Source organism: Halobacterium sp. KA-4 (assembly GCF_021028995.1).
GTDB lineage: Archaea > Halobacteriota > Halobacteria > Halobacteriales > Halobacteriaceae > Halobacterium.
In genome coordinates this window covers 370,859-387,766 of record NZ_JAJJZG010000001.1, presented here as the reverse complement: position 1 = coordinate 387,766, position 16,908 = coordinate 370,859, and the positions used below count along the sequence as shown (strand labels likewise).

The 16,908-nt window shown below is 67.3% G+C and carries 20 protein-coding genes and 1 tRNA gene; 11 read left to right on the top strand and 10 right to left on the bottom strand.

What is annotated here, in order from left to right; all coding sequences use genetic code 11:
- Positions 1–231 (top strand): YbaK/EbsC family protein (locus LPA44_RS02140; RefSeq protein WP_330166471.1); only part of this gene is annotated, 231 nt, incomplete at its 5' end.
- A 49-nt stretch (positions 232–280) separates the two neighbouring features.
- A complete protein-coding gene (locus LPA44_RS02135) occupies positions 281–1,222 on the top strand; it encodes an alpha/beta hydrolase (protein ID WP_230887937.1) in 942 nt (313 codons plus the stop codon).
- Here LPA44_RS02135 and LPA44_RS02130 read toward each other — a convergent pair whose 3' ends face one another.
- On the bottom strand, positions 1,223–1,798 hold the full coding sequence (locus LPA44_RS02130) for an LURP-one-related/scramblase family protein (RefSeq protein ID WP_230887936.1): 576 nt from the start codon (positions 1,796–1,798) through the stop codon (positions 1,223–1,225). It abuts the gene before it with no gap.
- A gap of 96 nt (positions 1,799–1,894) precedes the next feature.
- Here LPA44_RS02130 and uvrA point away from each other — a divergent pair, with 96 nt between their 5' ends.
- From uvrA to LPA44_RS02115, 3 genes are all read left to right on the top strand, one after another.
- On the top strand, positions 1,895–4,864 hold the full coding sequence (uvrA, locus tag LPA44_RS02125; protein ID WP_230887935.1) for an excinuclease ABC subunit UvrA: 2,970 nt from the start codon (positions 1,895–1,897) through the stop codon (positions 4,862–4,864).
- Between the two features lie 105 nt (positions 4,865–4,969).
- A complete protein-coding gene (locus tag LPA44_RS02120) occupies positions 4,970–5,626 on the top strand; it encodes a lactate utilization protein (RefSeq protein ID WP_230887934.1) in 657 nt (218 codons plus the stop codon).
- Positions 5,627–5,665: 39 nt separating this feature from the next.
- Positions 5,666–6,745: a geranylgeranyl reductase family protein gene (locus LPA44_RS02115; RefSeq protein ID WP_230887933.1), complete on the top strand. Its 1,080-nt coding sequence runs from the start codon at positions 5,666–5,668 to the stop codon at positions 6,743–6,745.
- Here LPA44_RS02115 and ygfZ read toward each other — a convergent pair.
- Positions 6,734–7,831: a CAF17-like 4Fe-4S cluster assembly/insertion protein YgfZ gene (ygfZ, locus tag LPA44_RS02110; protein ID WP_230887932.1), complete on the bottom strand. Its 1,098-nt coding sequence runs from the start codon at positions 7,829–7,831 to the stop codon at positions 6,734–6,736. The genes LPA44_RS02115 and ygfZ overlap by 12 nt on opposite strands.
- Before the next feature lie 55 nt (positions 7,832–7,886).
- A complete protein-coding gene (locus tag LPA44_RS02105) occupies positions 7,887–8,180 on the bottom strand; it encodes a DUF6432 family protein (RefSeq protein WP_230887931.1) in 294 nt (97 codons plus the stop codon).
- An 81-nt stretch (positions 8,181–8,261) separates the two neighbouring features.
- On the opposite strand from LPA44_RS02105, the gene LPA44_RS02100 reads away from it, so the two are divergent.
- A complete protein-coding gene (locus tag LPA44_RS02100; RefSeq protein WP_230887930.1) occupies positions 8,262–9,182 on the top strand; it encodes a DUF7093 family protein in 921 nt (306 codons plus the stop codon).
- A gap of 37 nt (positions 9,183–9,219) precedes the next feature.
- Positions 9,220–9,615, top strand: a complete 396-nt coding sequence (locus tag LPA44_RS02095) for a DUF5611 family protein (protein ID WP_230887929.1) — start codon at positions 9,220–9,222, stop codon at positions 9,613–9,615.
- A gap of 62 nt (positions 9,616–9,677) precedes the next feature.
- On the opposite strand, the gene LPA44_RS02090 is transcribed toward LPA44_RS02095, so the two are convergent.
- Positions 9,678–10,034 (bottom strand): cell division protein SepF, encoded by a 357-nt coding sequence (locus LPA44_RS02090; protein WP_230887928.1) that lies wholly within the window; start codon positions 10,032–10,034, stop codon positions 9,678–9,680.
- 91 nt (positions 10,035–10,125) lie between these two features.
- On the opposite strand from LPA44_RS02090, the gene LPA44_RS02085 reads away from it, so the two are divergent.
- The gene (locus tag LPA44_RS02085; protein ID WP_230887927.1) at positions 10,126–10,809 is read left to right on the top strand and encodes a DUF1028 domain-containing protein; all 684 of its coding nucleotides are present in this window, start codon (positions 10,126–10,128) and stop codon (positions 10,807–10,809) included.
- Here LPA44_RS02085 and LPA44_RS02080 read toward each other — a convergent pair whose 3' ends face one another.
- Positions 10,810–11,289: an RNA-binding protein gene (locus LPA44_RS02080; RefSeq protein ID WP_230887926.1), complete on the bottom strand. Its 480-nt coding sequence runs from the start codon at positions 11,287–11,289 to the stop codon at positions 10,810–10,812.
- 95 nt (positions 11,290–11,384) lie between these two features.
- Here LPA44_RS02080 and LPA44_RS02075 point away from each other — a divergent pair, with 95 nt between their 5' ends.
- Positions 11,385–11,663 carry a DUF7562 family protein gene (locus LPA44_RS02075; protein ID WP_230887925.1) on the top strand — a complete coding sequence of 93 codons (279 nt, stop codon included), beginning with the start codon at positions 11,385–11,387 and terminating at the stop codon, positions 11,661–11,663.
- 43 nt (positions 11,664–11,706) lie between these two features.
- The gene (locus LPA44_RS02070) at positions 11,707–12,990 is read left to right on the top strand and encodes an RNB domain-containing ribonuclease (RefSeq protein ID WP_230887924.1); all 1,284 of its coding nucleotides are present in this window, start codon (positions 11,707–11,709) and stop codon (positions 12,988–12,990) included.
- Between the two features lie 84 nt (positions 12,991–13,074).
- Here LPA44_RS02070 and LPA44_RS02065 read toward each other — a convergent pair whose 3' ends face one another.
- Positions 13,075–14,106 carry a matrixin family metalloprotease gene (locus LPA44_RS02065; RefSeq protein ID WP_230887923.1) on the bottom strand — a complete coding sequence of 344 codons (1,032 nt, stop codon included), beginning with the start codon at positions 14,104–14,106 and terminating at the stop codon, positions 13,075–13,077.
- Positions 14,107–14,186: 80 nt separating this feature from the next.
- Positions 14,187–14,390, bottom strand: a complete 204-nt coding sequence (locus LPA44_RS02060; protein WP_230887922.1) for a DNA cytosine methyltransferase — start codon at positions 14,388–14,390, stop codon at positions 14,187–14,189.
- 63 nt (positions 14,391–14,453) lie between these two features.
- Between LPA44_RS02060 and LPA44_RS02055 the strand changes: the two genes are divergently transcribed.
- The gene (locus LPA44_RS02055; RefSeq protein ID WP_230887921.1) at positions 14,454–14,705 is read left to right on the top strand and encodes a hypothetical protein; all 252 of its coding nucleotides are present in this window, start codon (positions 14,454–14,456) and stop codon (positions 14,703–14,705) included.
- A gap of 345 nt (positions 14,706–15,050) precedes the next feature.
- On the opposite strand, the gene LPA44_RS02050 is transcribed toward LPA44_RS02055, so the two are convergent.
- From LPA44_RS02050 to tuf, 3 genes are all read right to left on the bottom strand, one after another.
- Positions 15,051–15,122 (bottom strand) — tRNA-Ala (locus LPA44_RS02050).
- 142 nt (positions 15,123–15,264) lie between these two features.
- Positions 15,265–15,573 (bottom strand): 30S ribosomal protein S10, encoded by a 309-nt coding sequence (gene rpsJ, locus LPA44_RS02045; RefSeq protein ID WP_058980897.1) that lies wholly within the window; start codon positions 15,571–15,573, stop codon positions 15,265–15,267.
- A 3-nt stretch (positions 15,574–15,576) separates the two neighbouring features.
- Positions 15,577–16,842, bottom strand: coding sequence for a translation elongation factor EF-1 subunit alpha (gene tuf, locus LPA44_RS02040; RefSeq protein WP_230887920.1), 1,266 nt, complete (start codon positions 16,840–16,842; stop codon positions 15,577–15,579).
- Positions 16,843–16,908 lie beyond the last annotated feature (66 nt).

Below are 16,908 nucleotides of genomic sequence, written 5' to 3'. Positions count from 1 at the left end.
AGCGACGCGCGGATGGCCGAAGCGGACGAGGTGAAGGAGGCGACGGGCTGGAGCATCGGCGGCGTGCCTCCTATCTGCCACGCGACGGACGTTTCCGTCCTGCTGGACGACACGCTCCTCGACCACGACGAGGTGTGGGCGGCGGCCGGCACGCCGACTGCGGTCTGGCCCATCGAGCCCGAGCGCTTGCGCGACCTCGCGGACGCCGAGGCCGTCGACATCGCGGAGTGAGCGCTGCCGGCAGCCCGACCTTTTTGCTGTCGTCACGCGACTGTCACGTATGGACGAGATGCATCCGGAGGCGCGGGCGGCGATGGAGCGCCGCGAGCGCCTCGGATTGACGTCGTTGCGCTCGCTGGGCGTGCGGCCGTTGCGGCTGCTGGAACGCGCGACGAGCTGGTGGCAGAACCGCAATCCCCCGGAAGTGGGTCGCGTCGTCGACCGCACGATTCCCGGGCCCGCCGGCGACCTCCCGGTACGGCTCTACCGCCCCGAGGGCGACGGCCCGTTCCCGACGGTCGTGTTCTACCACGGGGGCGGGTTCGTGATGGGGAGTCTGGAGACGCACGACCTGTTCTGCCGGCACCTCACGCGCGAGAGCGACTGCGTCGTGATGGCCGTCGATTACCGACTCGCGCCCGATCACCCGTTCCCGGCGGCCGTCGAGGACGCGTACGCTGCGCTCACGTGGGCAGCGGACAACCCGGACGCGCTCGCCGGCACGGGCGACCTCGCAGTCGTCGGGGATTCTGCGGGCGGGAACCTCGCGGCCGTCGCGGCGCTGATGGCCGCCGAGCGCGACGGCCCCAAAGTCGATTACCAGTACCTGCTGTACCCGGGCGTCGGCATCGAGGAGGACCAGGAATCCGTCCGCGAGCACGCCGGGAAGGTGCTCAGCGAGGACGACCTCCGGTGGTTCCGGGAGTGCTACTACGGCTCCGAGATTCACGAGCGCAACCCCTACGGCGACCCGACGAACGCCTGCGACCTATCGGGAGTCGCGCCCGCGACCGTACTCACGGCGGGCTTCGATCCGCTCCGGGACGGCGGCCGGCGGTACGCCGACCAGCTCGTCGCGGACGGCGTGCCGACGCGTCACGTCGAGTACGAGGACGTGATTCACGGGTTCGCGACGATGCTGTCCTCGCCAGACCTCGACCGCGCACACGAGGCAGTCGCGGACGTCGCCGACGACCTCCGCGAGGCGTTCGACGGCGCGTAGTCACTCGTTTTCGAGCGCGTCGAGGACGCAGGCGGCGGCGACGACCGCCTCTTTGGGCACGTCGCTGGCGTCGTCGATGGTGACAGCGTAGGCGTCCCGCAACGAGAACTTCCCGCGCACGTTCCCGACGTGGTCGCCGTCGGCGTCGAATATCTCGTAGCGATTCGGTATCAGGTTCGCGAGGCCGACGAGGTGCCGGAGCGCCGAGAGGAGTTTGCTCTTCGAGCGAATCGTCGCCAGCGCCTCGCCCGTCTCGGGGTCCCGGACCGTCCAGTTCTCCACGAACAGCGAGAAGTCCTCGTCGAGCACGACGACCTCCTCGCCGGTGCCGGCGTCGGTGATGGCGTAGTTGCCCGCGACGTCCACGATGCCGCCGGCCTTCACGGTGAACGCGTCCTCGCCGTCGCCGGTGACGAACGGGAACTCCTCTTTCATCCTGAACATCTTCTGCTTGCCGCGCAGGACGACGCTGCCGCCGCTGTCGCGGACGGCGTACTTGTTCCGAATCAGGGACTGGCGGACTTCGTAGCGGTCGTCGTCGAGGTCGACCGTGGAGATGTCGTACGTGGAGGGCATCGGTGTGCGTTCGGGTGCGTCGCGCGCCAGTAAAAGGGTTCGCACGGTGACCGCGACCGACAGACCTTCACTGGCTCGTGCGGTAATAGACGCCTAATGAGCGATGACTACATCGAGGTCCGAGGGGCCGAGGAGAACAACCTCGACGACCTCGACGTACAGATTCCACGCGAGGCGCTGAACGTGGTGACCGGCCTCTCCGGGTCCGGGAAGTCGTCGCTGGCTTTCCAGACTATCTACGCGGAGGGCCAGCGCCGCTACATCGAGAGCCTGTCTGCGTACGCCCGGAACTTCCTCGGGCAGATGGACAAGCCACAGGTCGAGTCCGTCGAGGGCCTCTCGCCCGCCATCAGCATCGACCAGAAGAACGCCGCGAACAACCCCCGGTCGACGGTCGGCACCGTCACGGAACTCCACGACTATCTGCGCCTGCTATACGCCCGCGTCGGCGTCCCGCACTGCCCGGAGTGTGGCCGCGAGGTCGGTGAGCAGTCCGCCCAGCAGATGGTCCGCCGCATCCTCGAACTCCCCGAGGGAACGAAGGCGAAAATCGCAGCGCCCGTCGTCCGCGACCAGAAGGGCGCCTTCGAGGACCGCTTCGACGACCTCGTCAGCGAGGGCTACTCCCGGGTGGAGGTCGACGGCGAGAGCTACGACCTCGCGTACGACCGCCCCGACCTCGACGAGAACTACGACCACACCGTCGACGTCGTCGTCGACCGCGTCGCGGTCAGCGAGGACGCCCGCTCGCGCATCAACGACAGCGTCGAGACCGCCCTCGACGAAGCGGACGGCGTCCTGAAGGTCATCGTCCCCGACGCCGACGAGGACCTCGAACTCGGCGGTGCCACCGCGCGCAGCACGGGAGACCTCGCGGACGAAGACGACGAGGACCGCTTCGTTGTGGAGTTCAGCGAGGAGCTCGCGTGCACGCACTGCGGCATCGACATCAGCGAAATCGAGACGCGCTCGTTCTCCTTCAACAGCCCGCACGGCGCGTGCCCGGAGTGTGAGGGCATCGGGAACACGAAGGAGGTCAGCGAGGGCCTCGTCGTCGTCGACGAGAGCAAGCCCGTCAAGCACGTCTTCGAGGCCTGGAGTTACAACCGCTCGTACTACCAGACGCGGCTGGACTCGGTCGCCGAGCACTTCGGCATCAGCCTCGACACGCCGTTCGAGGACCTCGACGAGGACGTCCAGCAGGCGTTCCTCTACGGCACCACCGAGGACGTCGTCTTCAAGCGCAACACGAAGAACGGCGTGCGACGCAAGGAGAAGCCCTTCGAGGGCGTCATCCCGAATCTCGAGCGCCGCTACGTCGAGACCGACTCCGAGAGCACCCGCGACCACATCGAGGAGTACATGTCCGTCACGACGTGCCCGGCGTGTGACGGCACGCGCCTCAAGCCTGAATCCCGCGCGGTGCTCGTCGACGGTACGCCCATCACGGAAGTCAACCGGATGAGCATCGGCGACGCCCTCGCCCACTTCGAGGGGATGGAGGCGCGCTTCGACGACCGCGACCGCAAAATCGCCGAGGAGATTCTCAAGGAGATTCGCGCGCGCCTCGGCTTCATGACCGAGGTCGGCCTGGAGTACCTCACGCTCGACCGCGAGGCCTCCACGCTCTCCGGCGGGGAGAGCCAGCGCATCCGCCTCGCCACCCAGATTGGCTCGGGGCTCGTGGGCGTCCTCTATGTCCTCGACGAGCCCTCGATTGGGCTCCATCAGCGCGACAACGACCGCCTCCTCAACACGCTCGAGGAACTCCGCGACCTCGGGAACACGCTCGTCGTCGTCGAGCACGACGAGGAGACGATGCGGCGCGCGGACAACGTCGTGGACATGGGTCCCGGGCCGGGCCGCCACGGCGGCGACGTCGTCGCGAACGGCGACGTCGAGGACCTCATGGCCGCCGAGGACTCCATCACTGGAGATTACCTCGCGGGCCGCAAGCAGATTCCCGTCCCCGACGAGCGCCGCGACTGGGAGGACACGCTCACCATCGAGGGGGCGCGCCAGCACAACCTCCGCGACCTCGACGTCGACCTCCCCATCGGCGCGTTCACCGCGATTACGGGTGTCTCGGGCTCCGGGAAGTCGACGCTGATGCACGACATCCTCTACAAGGGCCTCGCCCGCGAGATGAACGACAACACCAGCGTCGACCCCGGCGAGCACGACGCCATCGAGGGCGTCGACAACGTCGAGACGGTGCGGCTCATCGACCAGTCGCCCATCGGCCGCACGCCCCGCTCCAACCCCGCGACGTACACGGGCATCTTCGACTACATCCGCGAGAAGTTCGCCGAGACGAAGCTCGCCAAGCAGCGCGGCTACGAGAAGGGGCGCTTCTCGTTCAACGTCAAAGGTGGGCGCTGTGAGGCCTGCGGCGGGCAGGGCACCCAGAAGATCGAGATGAACTTCCTCTCGGACGTCCACGTCCCCTGCGAGGAGTGCGGTGGCGCGCGCTACAACGACGAGACGCTGGACGTCACGTTCAAGGACGCGACCATCGCGGACGTCCTCGACATGAGCGTCGAGGAGGCCTACGACTTCTTCGAGGCGGACAGCCGCCTGGGCCGCCGCCTCAAACTCTTGATGGACGTCGGCCTCGACTACATGAAACTCGGCCAGCCGTCGACCACTCTGTCGGGCGGGGAGGCACAGCGCGTCAAGCTCGCCGAGGAACTCGGGAAGAAGGACTCCGGCGACACCCTCTACCTGCTGGACGAGCCCACGACGGGCCTCCACAGCGCCGACGAGCGCAAACTCGTCGAGGTGCTCCAGCGCCTCACGGACCGCGGCAATACCGTCGTCGTCATCGAGCACGAACTCGACCTCGTGAAGAACGCCGACCACGTCGTCGACCTCGGTCCCGAGGGCGGCGAGCACGGCGGCGACCTCGTGGCCGCCGGCACTCCGGAGGACGTCGCGCGCAACGACGACAGCCACACCGGGCGCTACCTCCGCGACAAACTCCCGGGCGTCGACCTCGAAGGACCGCGCAGCGACCGTAAGAAGCCTGCAAAAGAAGAACAGGCAGCGCCGACTGTTGACGACTAACTGCGGCGGTAGCGCGGCGCGAACCCGGTGACGCCGGGGTTACTCGTTTGGGCGCGACTCGCCGGGGACCGCACGTTCTTTCCCGCGAAGCCACACTGCTCGTACGTGAGCCAACAGAAGGCAGACTACGTCGACGACATCGACGTGGACGACGACTGGGACAGCCACCCGACAGCCGACGAACTCGCGGAAGCCGTCGAGAACCTCGAAGCCCACGGTTTCGACGTCGAAGTCGTCGAGGACGCCGAGGCAGCCCTCGACGTGCTCGTCGACGAGATTCCCGCGGGCGCGTCCGTGATGAACGGCCACTCGACGACGCTCGAAGAAGTCGGGTTCACGGAGTACCTCGACGAGGGCGACCACGACTGGGAGGACCTCGCTTCGGAAATCTGGAGCATCGACGACGACGAGGAGCGCGACGCCGCGCGCCGCGACGCTCAGACTGCGGACTACTTCCTCGGCGGCGTGAACGGCGTCGCCCAGACGGGCGCGCTCGTCGCCGCGGACCTCTCCGGGAGCCGCGTCGGCGCGTACCCGTTCGCCGCGAAGAACCTCCTGCTCGTCGCCGGCGTCAACAAGGTCGTCGAGGACGTCGAGGCCGCCCGCGAGCGCCTCCACGAGTACGCCTACGAATTCGAGAACCAGCGCGCCCAGGACGCCTACGGCGTCGAGAGCGCGCCCTCGAAGGAACTCATCTACCGGCAGGAAGGCACCGAGGGCCGCACGACCGTCGTGCTGGTCGAGGAGACGCTCGGCTACTAAGCGAAGCCTCTTTTCGCTCTCGCGACGTACGCGACGGTAATGTACGACTTCGCGGTCGTCGGCGTCGGACCCGCGGGTGCGCGGTTCGCGCGCCGCGCGGCCGAACGCGGCTACGACGTGGTCGCCTTCGAGCAGGGCGAACTCGGGAAGCCGCTGGCGTGCTCGGGCCACGTCAGCCTCGACGTCTGGGACTACGTCCCCGAAGATGCCCGCGAGGACCTCTTCCAGAACGAGATTCGGGGCGCGCGCTTCCACCTCGGCGGCGCCGACTCCGAGGCGTACCCGTTCTACAAGGACGAAGCCATCTCGAACGCCGTCGACCGCGTGCAGTTGGACAAGGTGCTCGCCGACGCCGCCCGGGACGCGGGTGCTGACGTCCGCGAGCAACACACTGTCACGGAGGTCTCCGAATTCAACGACCGCGTGGAACTCACCGTGCGCGGGCCCGACGAGACGTTCGACGTGACCGCGAAGATGGTCGCCGGGAGCGACGGTCCGCGTTCTCGCGTGCGGGACGCGCTCGGGCTCCCGGAGCCCGACGAATTCCTGCACGGCGCGCTCGCGTTCGACCCCGAACCCGACCACGAGAGTTTCGTGGACGTCCACCTCACCGTCCCGGAGTTCTTCGCGTGGCGCATCCCCCGCGGCGAGGGCGGCGTCGAGTACGGGCTCGCGGCCGCGCCCGGCGAGGACGTCCCCGCGCTGTTCGACGCGTTCGTCGAGGACTACGGCGTCGAAATCGAGCACCGCTGCTCGGGCGTCATCCCCATCGGCCCCCCGGATACCGTCACGAGCACGCGCGGGTTCCTGCTCGGGGACGCCGCGGGGCAGACGAAGCCGTTCACGGGCGGCGGCATCCTCTACGGGATGACGGCCGCGGACTGCGCCGCGCGCGAAATCGACCCCGACCGCCCCACGACGCTCACCGCCTACGAGGACGCGTGGCGCGACGAACTCGGGCGCGACATCCAACTGGGCCACCTCGTCCGCAAGGGGTACTCCGCCCCCCAGCCGATTCAGCGCGCGGGGATGCGGCTGTTCGAGGGCGAAATCGGCGTCCACATGGACCAGCCGACGAGCCTCTTCTCCGCAGAACAGTTGCGCGCGCTACTCCGCTGACTCGCCGTCGTAGACAGGGATTCGCGCCGAGCGCCCCGTGCACTCCACGAACGGCAGGTCCGTAATTTCCGCAGCGACGTCGCCGTCGTCGGTTTCGACGGTCACGCTGCCGCCGTCGACGTCGTAGTTCACTTCGGCGAACGCGATTGGTTCCTCGCGCAGTGGACTGACGACTGCGCGCGTGACTTCGCCGATGTCGTCGCCGTCCTGCGCGACAGTTGCGCCAGCGTCGGGGAGGTCCTCGGCGACGAGCCCGACCAGTCGGCTGCTCGGTCGGCCGCGGTTCTTCACCTTCGAAACGACCTCCTGGCCGACGAAACAGCCCTTCTCGTAGTCGACGGCGTTGTCGAGGCCGAGCACGTTCGGGACTCGGTCTTGGAGTTCGGTCTCGTACAGCGGCGTCCCGGCTTCTAGCGTGAGCGTCTCCCACGTCCGCCGGCCGAACGGCGTGGCGTTCAGCCCACGGATGACCAGTGTCTCGAAGACGGGGTCGGCGTCGGCGGCCGCGCAGACGACGAGGTAGCCCTCCTCGCCCGCGAGGTCGTCGTCGCGGATGACCGTCACGCCCTCCTCCATCGCGCCGCGCACGAACGTCAGCGGCTCCTCGGGCGGGCTCGCGCCGCCGAGCACGCTCGCGATTTTCTCCGTGGCCTTCGGGCCGTGCGCGCCGAAGACGCCGAAACGGTCGGTCGCGTGCTCGATATCCACGTCCTGAACGAACGTCCGCTCGCTCCACTCCTCGGCGATGGCCTCGCCCTCGCCGGCCGGGAAGAACACGAGCAGGCTGTCGCCGGTCGCGAACGCGTAACAGTCCACGCGAATCCGGCCCTGCGGGTCCAGCAGGAGCGCGTACGCTCCCTCGCCGTCCTCGGTGGGGACGTGGTTGGTGACGGTGTCGTCGACGAATTCGTGGCGGTCCTCGCCCGTGACGACGACCACGTCGAAGGCGTGCTCGGTGACGCCGACGACGTTGCGCACCGCGCGGTGCGTGCGCTCGGGGCGGCCGTACTCCTCGGGGAGCGCGCGACCCGCGACGTCGCGGAACGACGCACCGTGGTCCTCGTGGAGGTCCCTGACGACTGTCATTACCCGAAGAGTCGGCGCTCGCGCGGGTAAACCCACCGGGTTCCGGTGCTCGCCGCTACAACCCGATGCGCCGCCGGAGTTCGTCCAGAATCGACGGCTCGGTCTGCTCGTCGCCGTCGGGGAAGACGCGGTCGTCGGCGGTGAACACCGTCCGGCCGTCGGTCTCTTCGGCGTCGATGAGGTCGTCGGCCTTCAGCGCGCCGAGCGCGTCCTCGAGGTCGTCGATGCTCGCGTCGACGTGCGAGCGCAACTCGAACAGCGTCATCCCCTCGCTCGGCCGGTCGACGAGCGCGTCGAGCACCGCCACTTCCGTCTCCGGGCGGTCGCGGTACTCGGGTTTGACGTGCATACGCCGACCGACGGCTGCCGGCGCCTTAGCAGTATCCCCGAGCGGTAGTCTTTTGCCGCTGGCTCGGATACTGCCGTCCTAATGGGTCTCAGGTGCTCCCTGCTCGGACACGACTACGGCGAGGCGTTCGTCGAGCGGGACCGCGAGGAGCGCGGCGACGAAGTGGTCGTGACTGAACGCGAGCTCAAGGAGTGCGCGCGGTGTGGCTCGGAGAAGGTCACTGCGGAGAACACGGAAGTTCGGTCCCTCCAGTCCGAGCGACGCGAGCGCGCCGACGCGTCCCCGGAGCCCGAACAGCCGACGACCGAGGAACCGGGCAGCGAACCCGCGACGGCCGCCGACGAGAGTGGCTCCGCGAGCGGCGCGTTCACGTCGGCGACCGACGCCATCGAACAGGCCGAGGCCGGGATGGAGACCGACGACGCGCTGGCGGGCGAGCCCGAGGAGGACGACGCGGTCATCCTCGACGACGACGGCGGCGACGAGCCGGGGAGCGACCAGTGGGAGGAGCCGGCCGAACCGGAGGCCGACCCCGAACCCGAGCCGGAGCCCGTCGAGGACGACGCGGAAGTCGTCGACGCGGGGCCGGCCAGCGAGCCCGAATCGTCGGGTACGCAGACCGAGTACGTCGAGCAGTCGCAGTCCCAGTCGGAGCCGGAGCCGGAGTCCACGGACCTCGACCGCGAGCGCGGCGCGTGGCCGGACGCCGAGGGCGAGGACGAGGGCTTCGACGCGACCGAGACTGCCGACGTCGACGCGGAAGTGAGCGCCACCGAGACCGACGACTCGACGTTCGAATTCGGTGCTGAGGAGGGCGTCGTCGAAGCCGACACCGGGTTCACGAGCGCGGGCCCGCTGGACAACGACGAGCCCGCCGACGAACTCGACTTCGCGCTGTACTGTCCGGAGTGTGGCTTCGAGCGCTACGCCGCCGGCTCCAGCCTGCGCGCCGGCGACATCTGCCCGGAGTGCCAGCGCGGCTACCTGGCCGAAGACCGGTGACGAAGCCGTTAAACCCCTCGCTGTCCTTCTCGCGTTCATGAAGGAGTACAAGATGCGACGTGGCGAGTACCTCGAAGAGCGGATGCCCGACCTCAAGTCGGAAATCGAGGACTACTTCGGCGAAATCACGGACACGGAGGAGTTCAAGGGCAGCGACCTCTACGTCGTCGAAGACCCCGACAACCCGGTCTTCGAGCGCATCACCGCCGGCGCCGTCGAGTACTCGGGGAAGAAGGACAAGCTCGCAGTCGACTTCGAGGAGCGCCCCGCCGAGGAAGTCATCGCCGAGGGCGAAGCCGAGGCCGCTGCGGACGCCGTCGACGCGAAAAACGACTTCCTCCTCGAAGCGACCGGCCGTGACGCCAAGTCCCGCCGCGACTCGATGAAGCGCTCCGTCGAAGACGACGCCGACACTCCCGACGACGTCTCGTAACCCGGATTCAGAGAACAGTACTGTCGTTCTTCTCGCGGACGATGCTCTCGATAGCGGCCCGCTTACTGCCGATTTAGTTTCGTCCGGCTGATGGCGAGCCCGTTCGGCACGACGATGAGCTGGTCGTCGCCCTTCTGGACGATGTCGCCGCCGACCTCCTGGGCGACCTGCCGGAGTTCGTCGACGATGTGTTCGACCGTGCGGTCCTCCGTGCGGAGGCGCGTGATGTCCGCGATGACCACGTCACCGTCGTAGACGGCGTCCTTGATGGCGATGACGTCCTCTTGCCCGTCGATTTCTGCGATGTGGACGGTGACGCTCGCTTCGCCGCCGTTCGTGTCGAAGTCATCGACGTCTAGTTCCACGTAATCCTCGGTGGAACTCCCGCTCCCGCCGAGAATCTTGTCCATGAAGCCCATGGCGGAAAGAGGGGGTCGCCGCGTGCATAGTTCTTGCGTCAGACGGCCCGGTTCGCGTACCGTTTTGCCGCTGCGGCCGCACTCTTCGGGTGTGACCTTCAGCATCTGCGTTCGGGAACCCTACGAGGACGACGACGGCGACCAGCAGTACCGCTTCGGCATCGCCATCACGACCCGGCTGCCCGCGGTCGGAGTGCCGTGCCCGCACGTCAACGAGCACGGCGCTGTCGCCACGCAGAGCGTCACGAACGAGCGACTCGGGTCGAAAGGCATCGAGTACCTCGCGGACGGCCTCGGCATCGAGGACGCCTTACAGGCGCTGTTGAATGCCGACGACAGCAGCCCGAGCCGCCAACTACACGGCGTCTCCCGGGACGGCGCGTTCACGTTCTCCGGCGACGAGTGCAACGGCTGGTACGGCCACACGAGCGGCGAGAACTACACCGCCGCGGGCAACCTCCTCACTGGAGAAGCGGTCGTCGAGCGCACCGCGGAGAAGTACGAGGACGTCGCGTTCGGCGACGAACCGCTCGCCAAGCGCCTCGTCGACGCGCTCGGCGCGGGGCAGGCCGCGGGCGGCGACAAGCGCGAGGACCTCACGATTCAGAGCGCGGCCGTCACAGTCGTCGACACCGGGGCGGACGAGCGCCCGTACTACGACGACCTCCGCGTGGACGCCAGCGAGGACCCAATCGTCGACCTCCGGGAGACCTACCGGCTCGCCAAGCAGGGCTACGAGGACGCGCTCGAACGCTACGAAGAGAGCGACGCGTAGCTAGACGGTGAATTCGTAGAGTTCGTCGCCGACGTGGTGGAGATTCTCCACGACCTTCCCGGAGTCCCCGACCATGTCGTCGCCGCTCGTGAGCGCGCGACCGACCGCCAGCGCCTTCCCGTGGTTCTCCTCCTCGACGACGACGAGGTCGCCCGCTTCGATGCCCTCGTCGGCCTCGGTGATGCCGGGGCGCATGATGTCGGCGCCGTCGCTGACGAACGAAATAGCTCCCGAGTCCACGGTGACGACGCCCGTCGACGGGTCGAACTCGTTGGCGCCCTGCACGGTGACGAACGGCTCGCCCTCCGGGTACCACACCAGCGGGTCGCCGTCGACGAGCACGACGTCGAAGTCCTCGTCGGCGATTTCCACGAGTTCGAACGAGTCCGCGTCCAGTTCGACGCTCAGCCCCTCCCGGAGCGCGTCGGCAATCTCGCGCACGGCGTCGCTCCGCAGGTGGTGACGAGAGGACACTTCCATACCGTGGGTTCGGGCGGCTCCACGCTTAAAACCGCCGCTCCGTCACGGCTCGCGGCGGCCAAACCGCTAAGTGCGCGCGCTGGCAACCATCGCGTATGCTGGGCTCCGGGGACGACCCCGTCTCCTGCATCGCCTGCGGGGCGTCCGTGCCCCGCGAGGACGCCCGCGAGTACGACAAGCACGGCGACCGCTGGGACCGCGACGGCAAGCGCTTCGAACACCTCTGCAAGCCGTGTTTCCGCGACCTCGCCAAGCAGCCCCGGCGCGGCCTCGAAGCCACGCTCGAAGCCGCGGGCGCAGGACGCGTCGACGACGCGGAGTTCGTCGCGCGATTCCTCGACGCCGCCGGCGAGGAACAGCCGGGTCGGGAGTAACCACGGCGACACGCCTAACTGCGGGTGCCGGCTACACTGTAGTATGTCAAACGACGCAGAGGCGGCGCAGGGGTCCATCGAGGACCAGGGGCCCGTGGAGATTTCCCCGGAGCTCGACCGCCAAATCGAGAACAAGCGCGACGACCTCCTGGAGAAGTTCGAACTCCACGACGGTTTCGCGCCCGAGGTCATCGAGGAGGCGGAGGAGCGCATTGAGGACGTGCAGGCCGAGATTCAGGACGAGGTCGACGAGCGCGCGGACATGCGCCCGCTGCCCACGTGGACGACCGACCCCGTGGACGCACAGGACTTCGACGACGCGGTCAGCGTCCTCGAACGCGACGAGGAGTACGTCGTCTGGGTGCACATCGCCGACGTCACTCACTACGTCCACCCCGGCTCGAAGATGTGGGACGCCGCGATGGACCGCGGGAACACCATCTACCTCCCCGGCTACACGATTCACATGCTCCCGCCGGTGCTCGCGGAGACGGTCTGCTCGCTGGTCCCCAACGAGGACCGCCTCGCGCACACCGTCGAGATGCACCTCGACAAGGAGGACCTCTCCTACCGCAACATCGAGATTTACAAGTCCGTCATCCACAGCGACGAGCGCCTGACGTACAAGGAGACGGAGGCGCGCCTCGACGACGAGGACGCGCCGCTGCACGACGAAATCTCGCTCGTCTTCGAGCTCGCCGACCAGATGCACGAACAGCGCAAGGAGGAGGGCAGCCTCGTGCTGAACCCGCGCCGGGACCGCGCGCACACCATCATCGAGGAGTGCATGCTGAAGGCGAACAAGGCTGTCACGCACGAACTCATGTGGGACCGCGGCGTCGAAGCCGTCTACCGCGTCCACCCGCAGCCGTCGCCCGACGAGTGGGACGACGCGCTCCGCGAGATTCAGGAACTCGACGGCGTCTCCATCCCCGGCGACTCCTGGGACGACCCCCGGAAGGCGGTCAACGCCACCTTAGAGCAGGCGCCCGAGCGCCAACTCGGGAAGATTCAGTGGGCGGTGATGAAGGTGATGCCCCGCGCCCGCTACATGAACGACCCGTTCGGCGGCCACCACGCGCTCAACTTCGAAATCTACGGCCACTTCACCAGCCCCATCCGCCGGATGAGCGACCTCGTCAACCACTGGATCGTCTACCAGAACGACGTCCCCGAGAACCTCGTGGAACTGTGCGACCACGCCAGCGACCAGCAGAAAGCCGGCGAGTCCGCGGAACGCGAGTACCGCAACTTCCTCGAGGAGATTGGTCTCGACCCCGACGCGGTGAACAACCGCGGCGTCGAGGTCGTCGAACCGGACGAGTAGGCCGGTTCGACTGCACGTCAATCTTCGATTGACGGCGTTGTTGAGGAAGACGACGAAGTCGACGAGTAACTCCTTCTCTCCCACTCACCACGTGCCCGCTGGCGGGTGCTCGTTCGTCCGGAACGGCCCCGGCACGCCGTTCGTCCACAGCGACTTGCCCAGCCAGTAGCCCGCGTGCCAGCCGGCGCGGTCGTGGCCGTCGGGCGCGACGGTGACGCGGACGTCCGTGTAGTACTCCGGAACCCCGTCGTCGTCGACGTCCGGGCCGTCCCAGTGTGCGCACGAGGAGTCGACGCCGAGGACGTCACAGTCGACGGACTCCTCGAGCGCCACGACGACGTCCGCGTTCTCGGGGTCGTCGACCACCTCGAACTCCGGCGGGAGCGCGACGGTGCCGTCCGCGCCGCGCTCGTAGTATCCGACGGCTTCCCGGACTCGTTCCCGTGCCGCGTCCGTCGTCGTCGTGTCCGAGACGACGGCGACCTGTAGCGTGTCCGACGCCCACGAGTACGTCCGCGCGGCCGCGTCTGCGACGTCGCTGTCCACGCGTGACGAGAGGTTCGGTGCCATCACGTCACCCGGTCCCTCGCCGTGGCGGAAGCCGAGCACGTGGCCGAATTCGTGTTTCAGGATGGTGCGCATCGTCGCCGGCGTGTGCCCAGCGCGCACCTGCACGGTCACCTCGTCGGTCACCGTCGCGTTCGTCGGGACGACCGGCGCGCATCCGAGCGCGACATCGTCCTCGTGGACGCTACACCGCTCGATTGCGGCCTCGATTGCTACGCGGACGTCCGCCGACTCGTTCCCCTCGACCAGTTCGAACTCCGGCCGGTAGCGGTTGCCCGGGTAGACCGCGTTCTCCCAGAACGTCAGCGTCTCCCGGACGGCCGGCCGAACGTCGCGGGTCGCGCCCGTGTGGTCGTCCACGACGACCGTAATCGGCCCCGGCCCCCACGGGTTCGTCGTCCGGTCGACCGTCCGGTCGGGCACCGTGAACGGCGCGTCTGCCGTCGGTTCCGTCGGGCTGTCCGGCCCGACGGCTGCTGGCTCCGCCGTCAGACAGCCCGCCGCGACGACGAGCGCGAGCACCGCGAGTACCGGCAGGACGCGCGCCATCGTCTCGAACCTGTCGCGTGCCCCGCATTAACGTACCGCTCGTGTGCACGCCGCGCAGCCGGAACACAGGAGAATGGCCGCTACGCGGGGAGGATCTCCTTGGCGATAGCTTCGGCGACCGGGCGCCCGAGCAGCGGCGGCACCGCGTTCCCCGTCATCTGGTGCTGTTTCGCGATGGGGCCGACGAACAGATGGTCGTCGAGGAACGACTGCAGGCGTGCGCTCTTGTCCTGCCATTCGTTCCGGAACTGGCCAGGACTTCTGCTGTCGCTCGGTGATAGCACGGAGAAGTATTGGTACTCGCCGGTACGTGTAGAATTAAAAATTGGACACTCCACCCCAGCCGTATGGGTCTTCTCGACGTGGTGCTCGGTCACCGGTCGATGCAGGAAGTCCGCGTGAGCAACTTCAGGGCGTGCGTCGCGGCGTCGTCCGGGACCACGCTCGTCGACGAGGCGAACGGCCACCTCAAGGTTCGGGTCCACTCGGAGACGGCGGTCAGCGACGACCTTACGCGACTGCTGAACGCCTCGCACGTCTCGATCACCGAACTCCGAACCGAGGCTGGTGACGCGTATTTGACCGTCGCCGTCACCTGACTCCGCTTCGGAATAGTCAACTAGCCAAAATGTCGTACCGAGCGGCCACGGTCGACGACCGACGACGAGCGCTCGCTAGGTTTCGACGGGAAGCAACAGAGACGTCGCTTGGTGGTCGAGGTTCAGAGAAGTGGACTCGCTGTGACTGAGCGAAACCACGGTATCGCTCAGGTCGGCAGACTCGCGATGCGAGTCTGCGGGATTTGAACCCAAAGCCAGACGTTCCTGCTCGCTGGCGCTGCACGGGCTGCGACTGGCAGGGCTTCAATCCCAGCTTCGTCAACGTTCACGCAGTGCCACGACGAGCGACATAGACGTCACTCGTCGGTGGCGTATTGAGAGAAGTGGACTCGCTGGGATTTGAACCCAGGGCCTCTTCCTTGCGAAGGAAGCGATCTACCACTGATCTACGAGCCCGCACCCAATCGAAGTCGACCGACGTATTTCAGACTTCTGTTTCGTGGGTCTGCCGTGAATCACTCACGCACGCCGTGGTCCTCGTAGAGCCCGCGCTACGCGGCTGAATAAGGAGAGGAAAGGCGCGTGTGACAGCCCGCGGTCAGTCTTCGAGAACGATCTCGATGCTGACTTCGTTGGGCACCTGAATCCGCATCAGCTGGCGGAGCGCGCGTTCGTCCGCATCGATGTCGATGAGACGCTTGTGGACGCGCATCTCCCAGTGCTCCCACGTGGCCGTCCCTTCGCCGTCGGGGGACTTTCGCGAGGGGACTTCGAGGGTCTTCGTCGGGAGCGGGACCGGCCCACTGAGCTTCACGCCGGTCTTGTCCGCGATTTCCCTGACGTCGTCGCAGATGTTGTCGAGATCGTCGGGATTGACGCCGGCGAGACGAACGCGTGCCTGCTGCATGGATTAGGCTTCGTTGACGTCCAGGACTTTGCCGGCGGCGATGGTCTGACCCATGTCGCGGACGGCGAACGAGCCGAGCTCCGGAATCTCGGAGGACGGCTCGATGCTGAGGGGCTTTTGCGGGCGCACGGTGACGACCGCTGCGTCGCCCGACTGGATGAAGTCCGGGTTCTCCTCCTGGGTCTCGCCCGAGGAGGGGTCCATCTTCTTGTCGATGGATTCGATGGTACACGCGACCTGCGCGGTGTGCGCGTGGAAGACCGGCGTGTAACCCGCCGTAATCACGGACGGGTGCTGCATCACGACGATCTGGGCCGTGAACGTCTCGGCGACGCTCGGCGGGTCGTCGGCCGGACCACAGACGTCACCGCGACGGATGTCGTCCTTGCCGATGCCGCGCACGTTGAACCCGACGTTGTCACCGGGTTCGGCCTTGGGCACCTCTTCGTGGTGCATCTCGATGGTCTTGACCTCGCCACCGACGTCAGACGGCTGGAAGCTGACGTTGTCGCCCGTGTTCATGACACCGGTCTCGATACGTCCGACGGGGACGGTACCGATACCGGAGATGGTGTAGACGTCCTGGATGGGGAGACGGAGGTCGGTGTCCGTCGGCGGGGACGGCGCGGGGAGGTCGTTGAGGGCCTCCAGCAGGGTCGGGCCGTCGTACCAGGGAGTGTTCTCGGAGTGCTCGGCGACGTTGTCGCCCTCGAAGGCGGACGTCGCGATGAACGAGGCGTCCTCGGTCGCGAAGCCGACCTGACCGAACAGGTCCTTGACGTCGGAGACGACCTGGTTGTACTTGGACTCGTCGTAGTCGACGATGTCCATCTTGTTGACAGCGACGATGAGTTCGTCGATGCCGAGCGTCCGCGAGAGGAACACGTGCTCGCGGGTCTGGGGCGCGACACCGTCGTCGGCGGCGACGACGAGGACGGCGTTGTCCGCCTGGGACGCACCCGTAATCATGTTCTTCACGAAGTCGCGGTGGCCAGGACAGTCGACGATAGTGAATTCGTACTCGTCGGTGCTGAATTCCTGGTGGGCGATGTCGATGGTGACCCCGCGCTCACGCTCTTCGGCGAGGTTGTCCATGACGTAGGCGAACTCGAAGCCGCCCTTGCCCTTCTCCTCGGCTTCTTCTTTGTGCTGTTCGATGACGTGCTCGGGAACGCTCCCCGTTTCGTAGAGGAGGCGCCCGACCATCGTGCTCTTGCCGTGGTCGACGTGGCCAATAACGGCCAGGTTCTGGTGTCGTTCGTCGCTCATTGTCTAGTATCGCGCGAAAGGCGCGCTCTGTGGGAATCATTCGTCAGTTCGCACTAAAACCATTTC

Excerpts from the sequence above, each read along its gene's own strand:
- ygfZ (WP_230887932.1), bottom strand. The coding sequence starts at position 7,831 with ATGACAGTCGTCAGGGACCTCCACGAGGACCACGGTGCGTCGTTCCGC.
- LPA44_RS02080 (WP_230887926.1), bottom strand. The coding sequence starts at position 11,289 with ATGGAAGTGTCCTCTCGTCACCACCTGCGGAGCGACGCCGTGCGCGAG.
- LPA44_RS02055 (WP_230887921.1), top strand. The coding sequence starts at position 14,454 with ATGGGTCTTCTCGACGTGGTGCTCGGTCACCGGTCGATGCAGGAAGTC.
- uvrA (WP_230887935.1), top strand. The coding sequence starts at position 1,895 with ATGAGCGATGACTACATCGAGGTCCGAGGGGCCGAGGAGAACAACCTC.
- rpsJ (WP_058980897.1), bottom strand. The coding sequence starts at position 15,573 with ATGCAGCAGGCACGCGTTCGTCTCGCCGGCGTCAATCCCGACGATCTC.
- LPA44_RS02065 (WP_230887923.1), bottom strand. The coding sequence starts at position 14,106 with ATGGCGCGCGTCCTGCCGGTACTCGCGGTGCTCGCGCTCGTCGTCGCG.
- LPA44_RS02115 (WP_230887933.1), top strand. The coding sequence starts at position 5,666 with ATGTACGACTTCGCGGTCGTCGGCGTCGGACCCGCGGGTGCGCGGTTC.
- LPA44_RS02075 (WP_230887925.1), top strand. The coding sequence starts at position 11,385 with ATGCTGGGCTCCGGGGACGACCCCGTCTCCTGCATCGCCTGCGGGGCG.
- LPA44_RS02095 (WP_230887929.1), top strand. The coding sequence starts at position 9,220 with ATGAAGGAGTACAAGATGCGACGTGGCGAGTACCTCGAAGAGCGGATG.
- LPA44_RS02135 (WP_230887937.1), top strand. The coding sequence starts at position 281 with ATGGACGAGATGCATCCGGAGGCGCGGGCGGCGATGGAGCGCCGCGAG.
- LPA44_RS02070 (WP_230887924.1), top strand. The coding sequence starts at position 11,707 with ATGTCAAACGACGCAGAGGCGGCGCAGGGGTCCATCGAGGACCAGGGG.
- LPA44_RS02100 (WP_230887930.1), top strand. The coding sequence starts at position 8,262 with ATGGGTCTCAGGTGCTCCCTGCTCGGACACGACTACGGCGAGGCGTTC.
- LPA44_RS02105 (WP_230887931.1), bottom strand. The coding sequence starts at position 8,180 with ATGCACGTCAAACCCGAGTACCGCGACCGCCCGGAGACGGAAGTGGCG.
- tuf (WP_230887920.1), bottom strand. The coding sequence starts at position 16,842 with ATGAGCGACGAACGACACCAGAACCTGGCCGTTATTGGCCACGTCGAC.
- LPA44_RS02130 (WP_230887936.1), bottom strand. The coding sequence starts at position 1,798 with ATGCCCTCCACGTACGACATCTCCACGGTCGACCTCGACGACGACCGC.
- LPA44_RS02090 (WP_230887928.1), bottom strand. The coding sequence starts at position 10,034 with ATGGGCTTCATGGACAAGATTCTCGGCGGGAGCGGGAGTTCCACCGAG.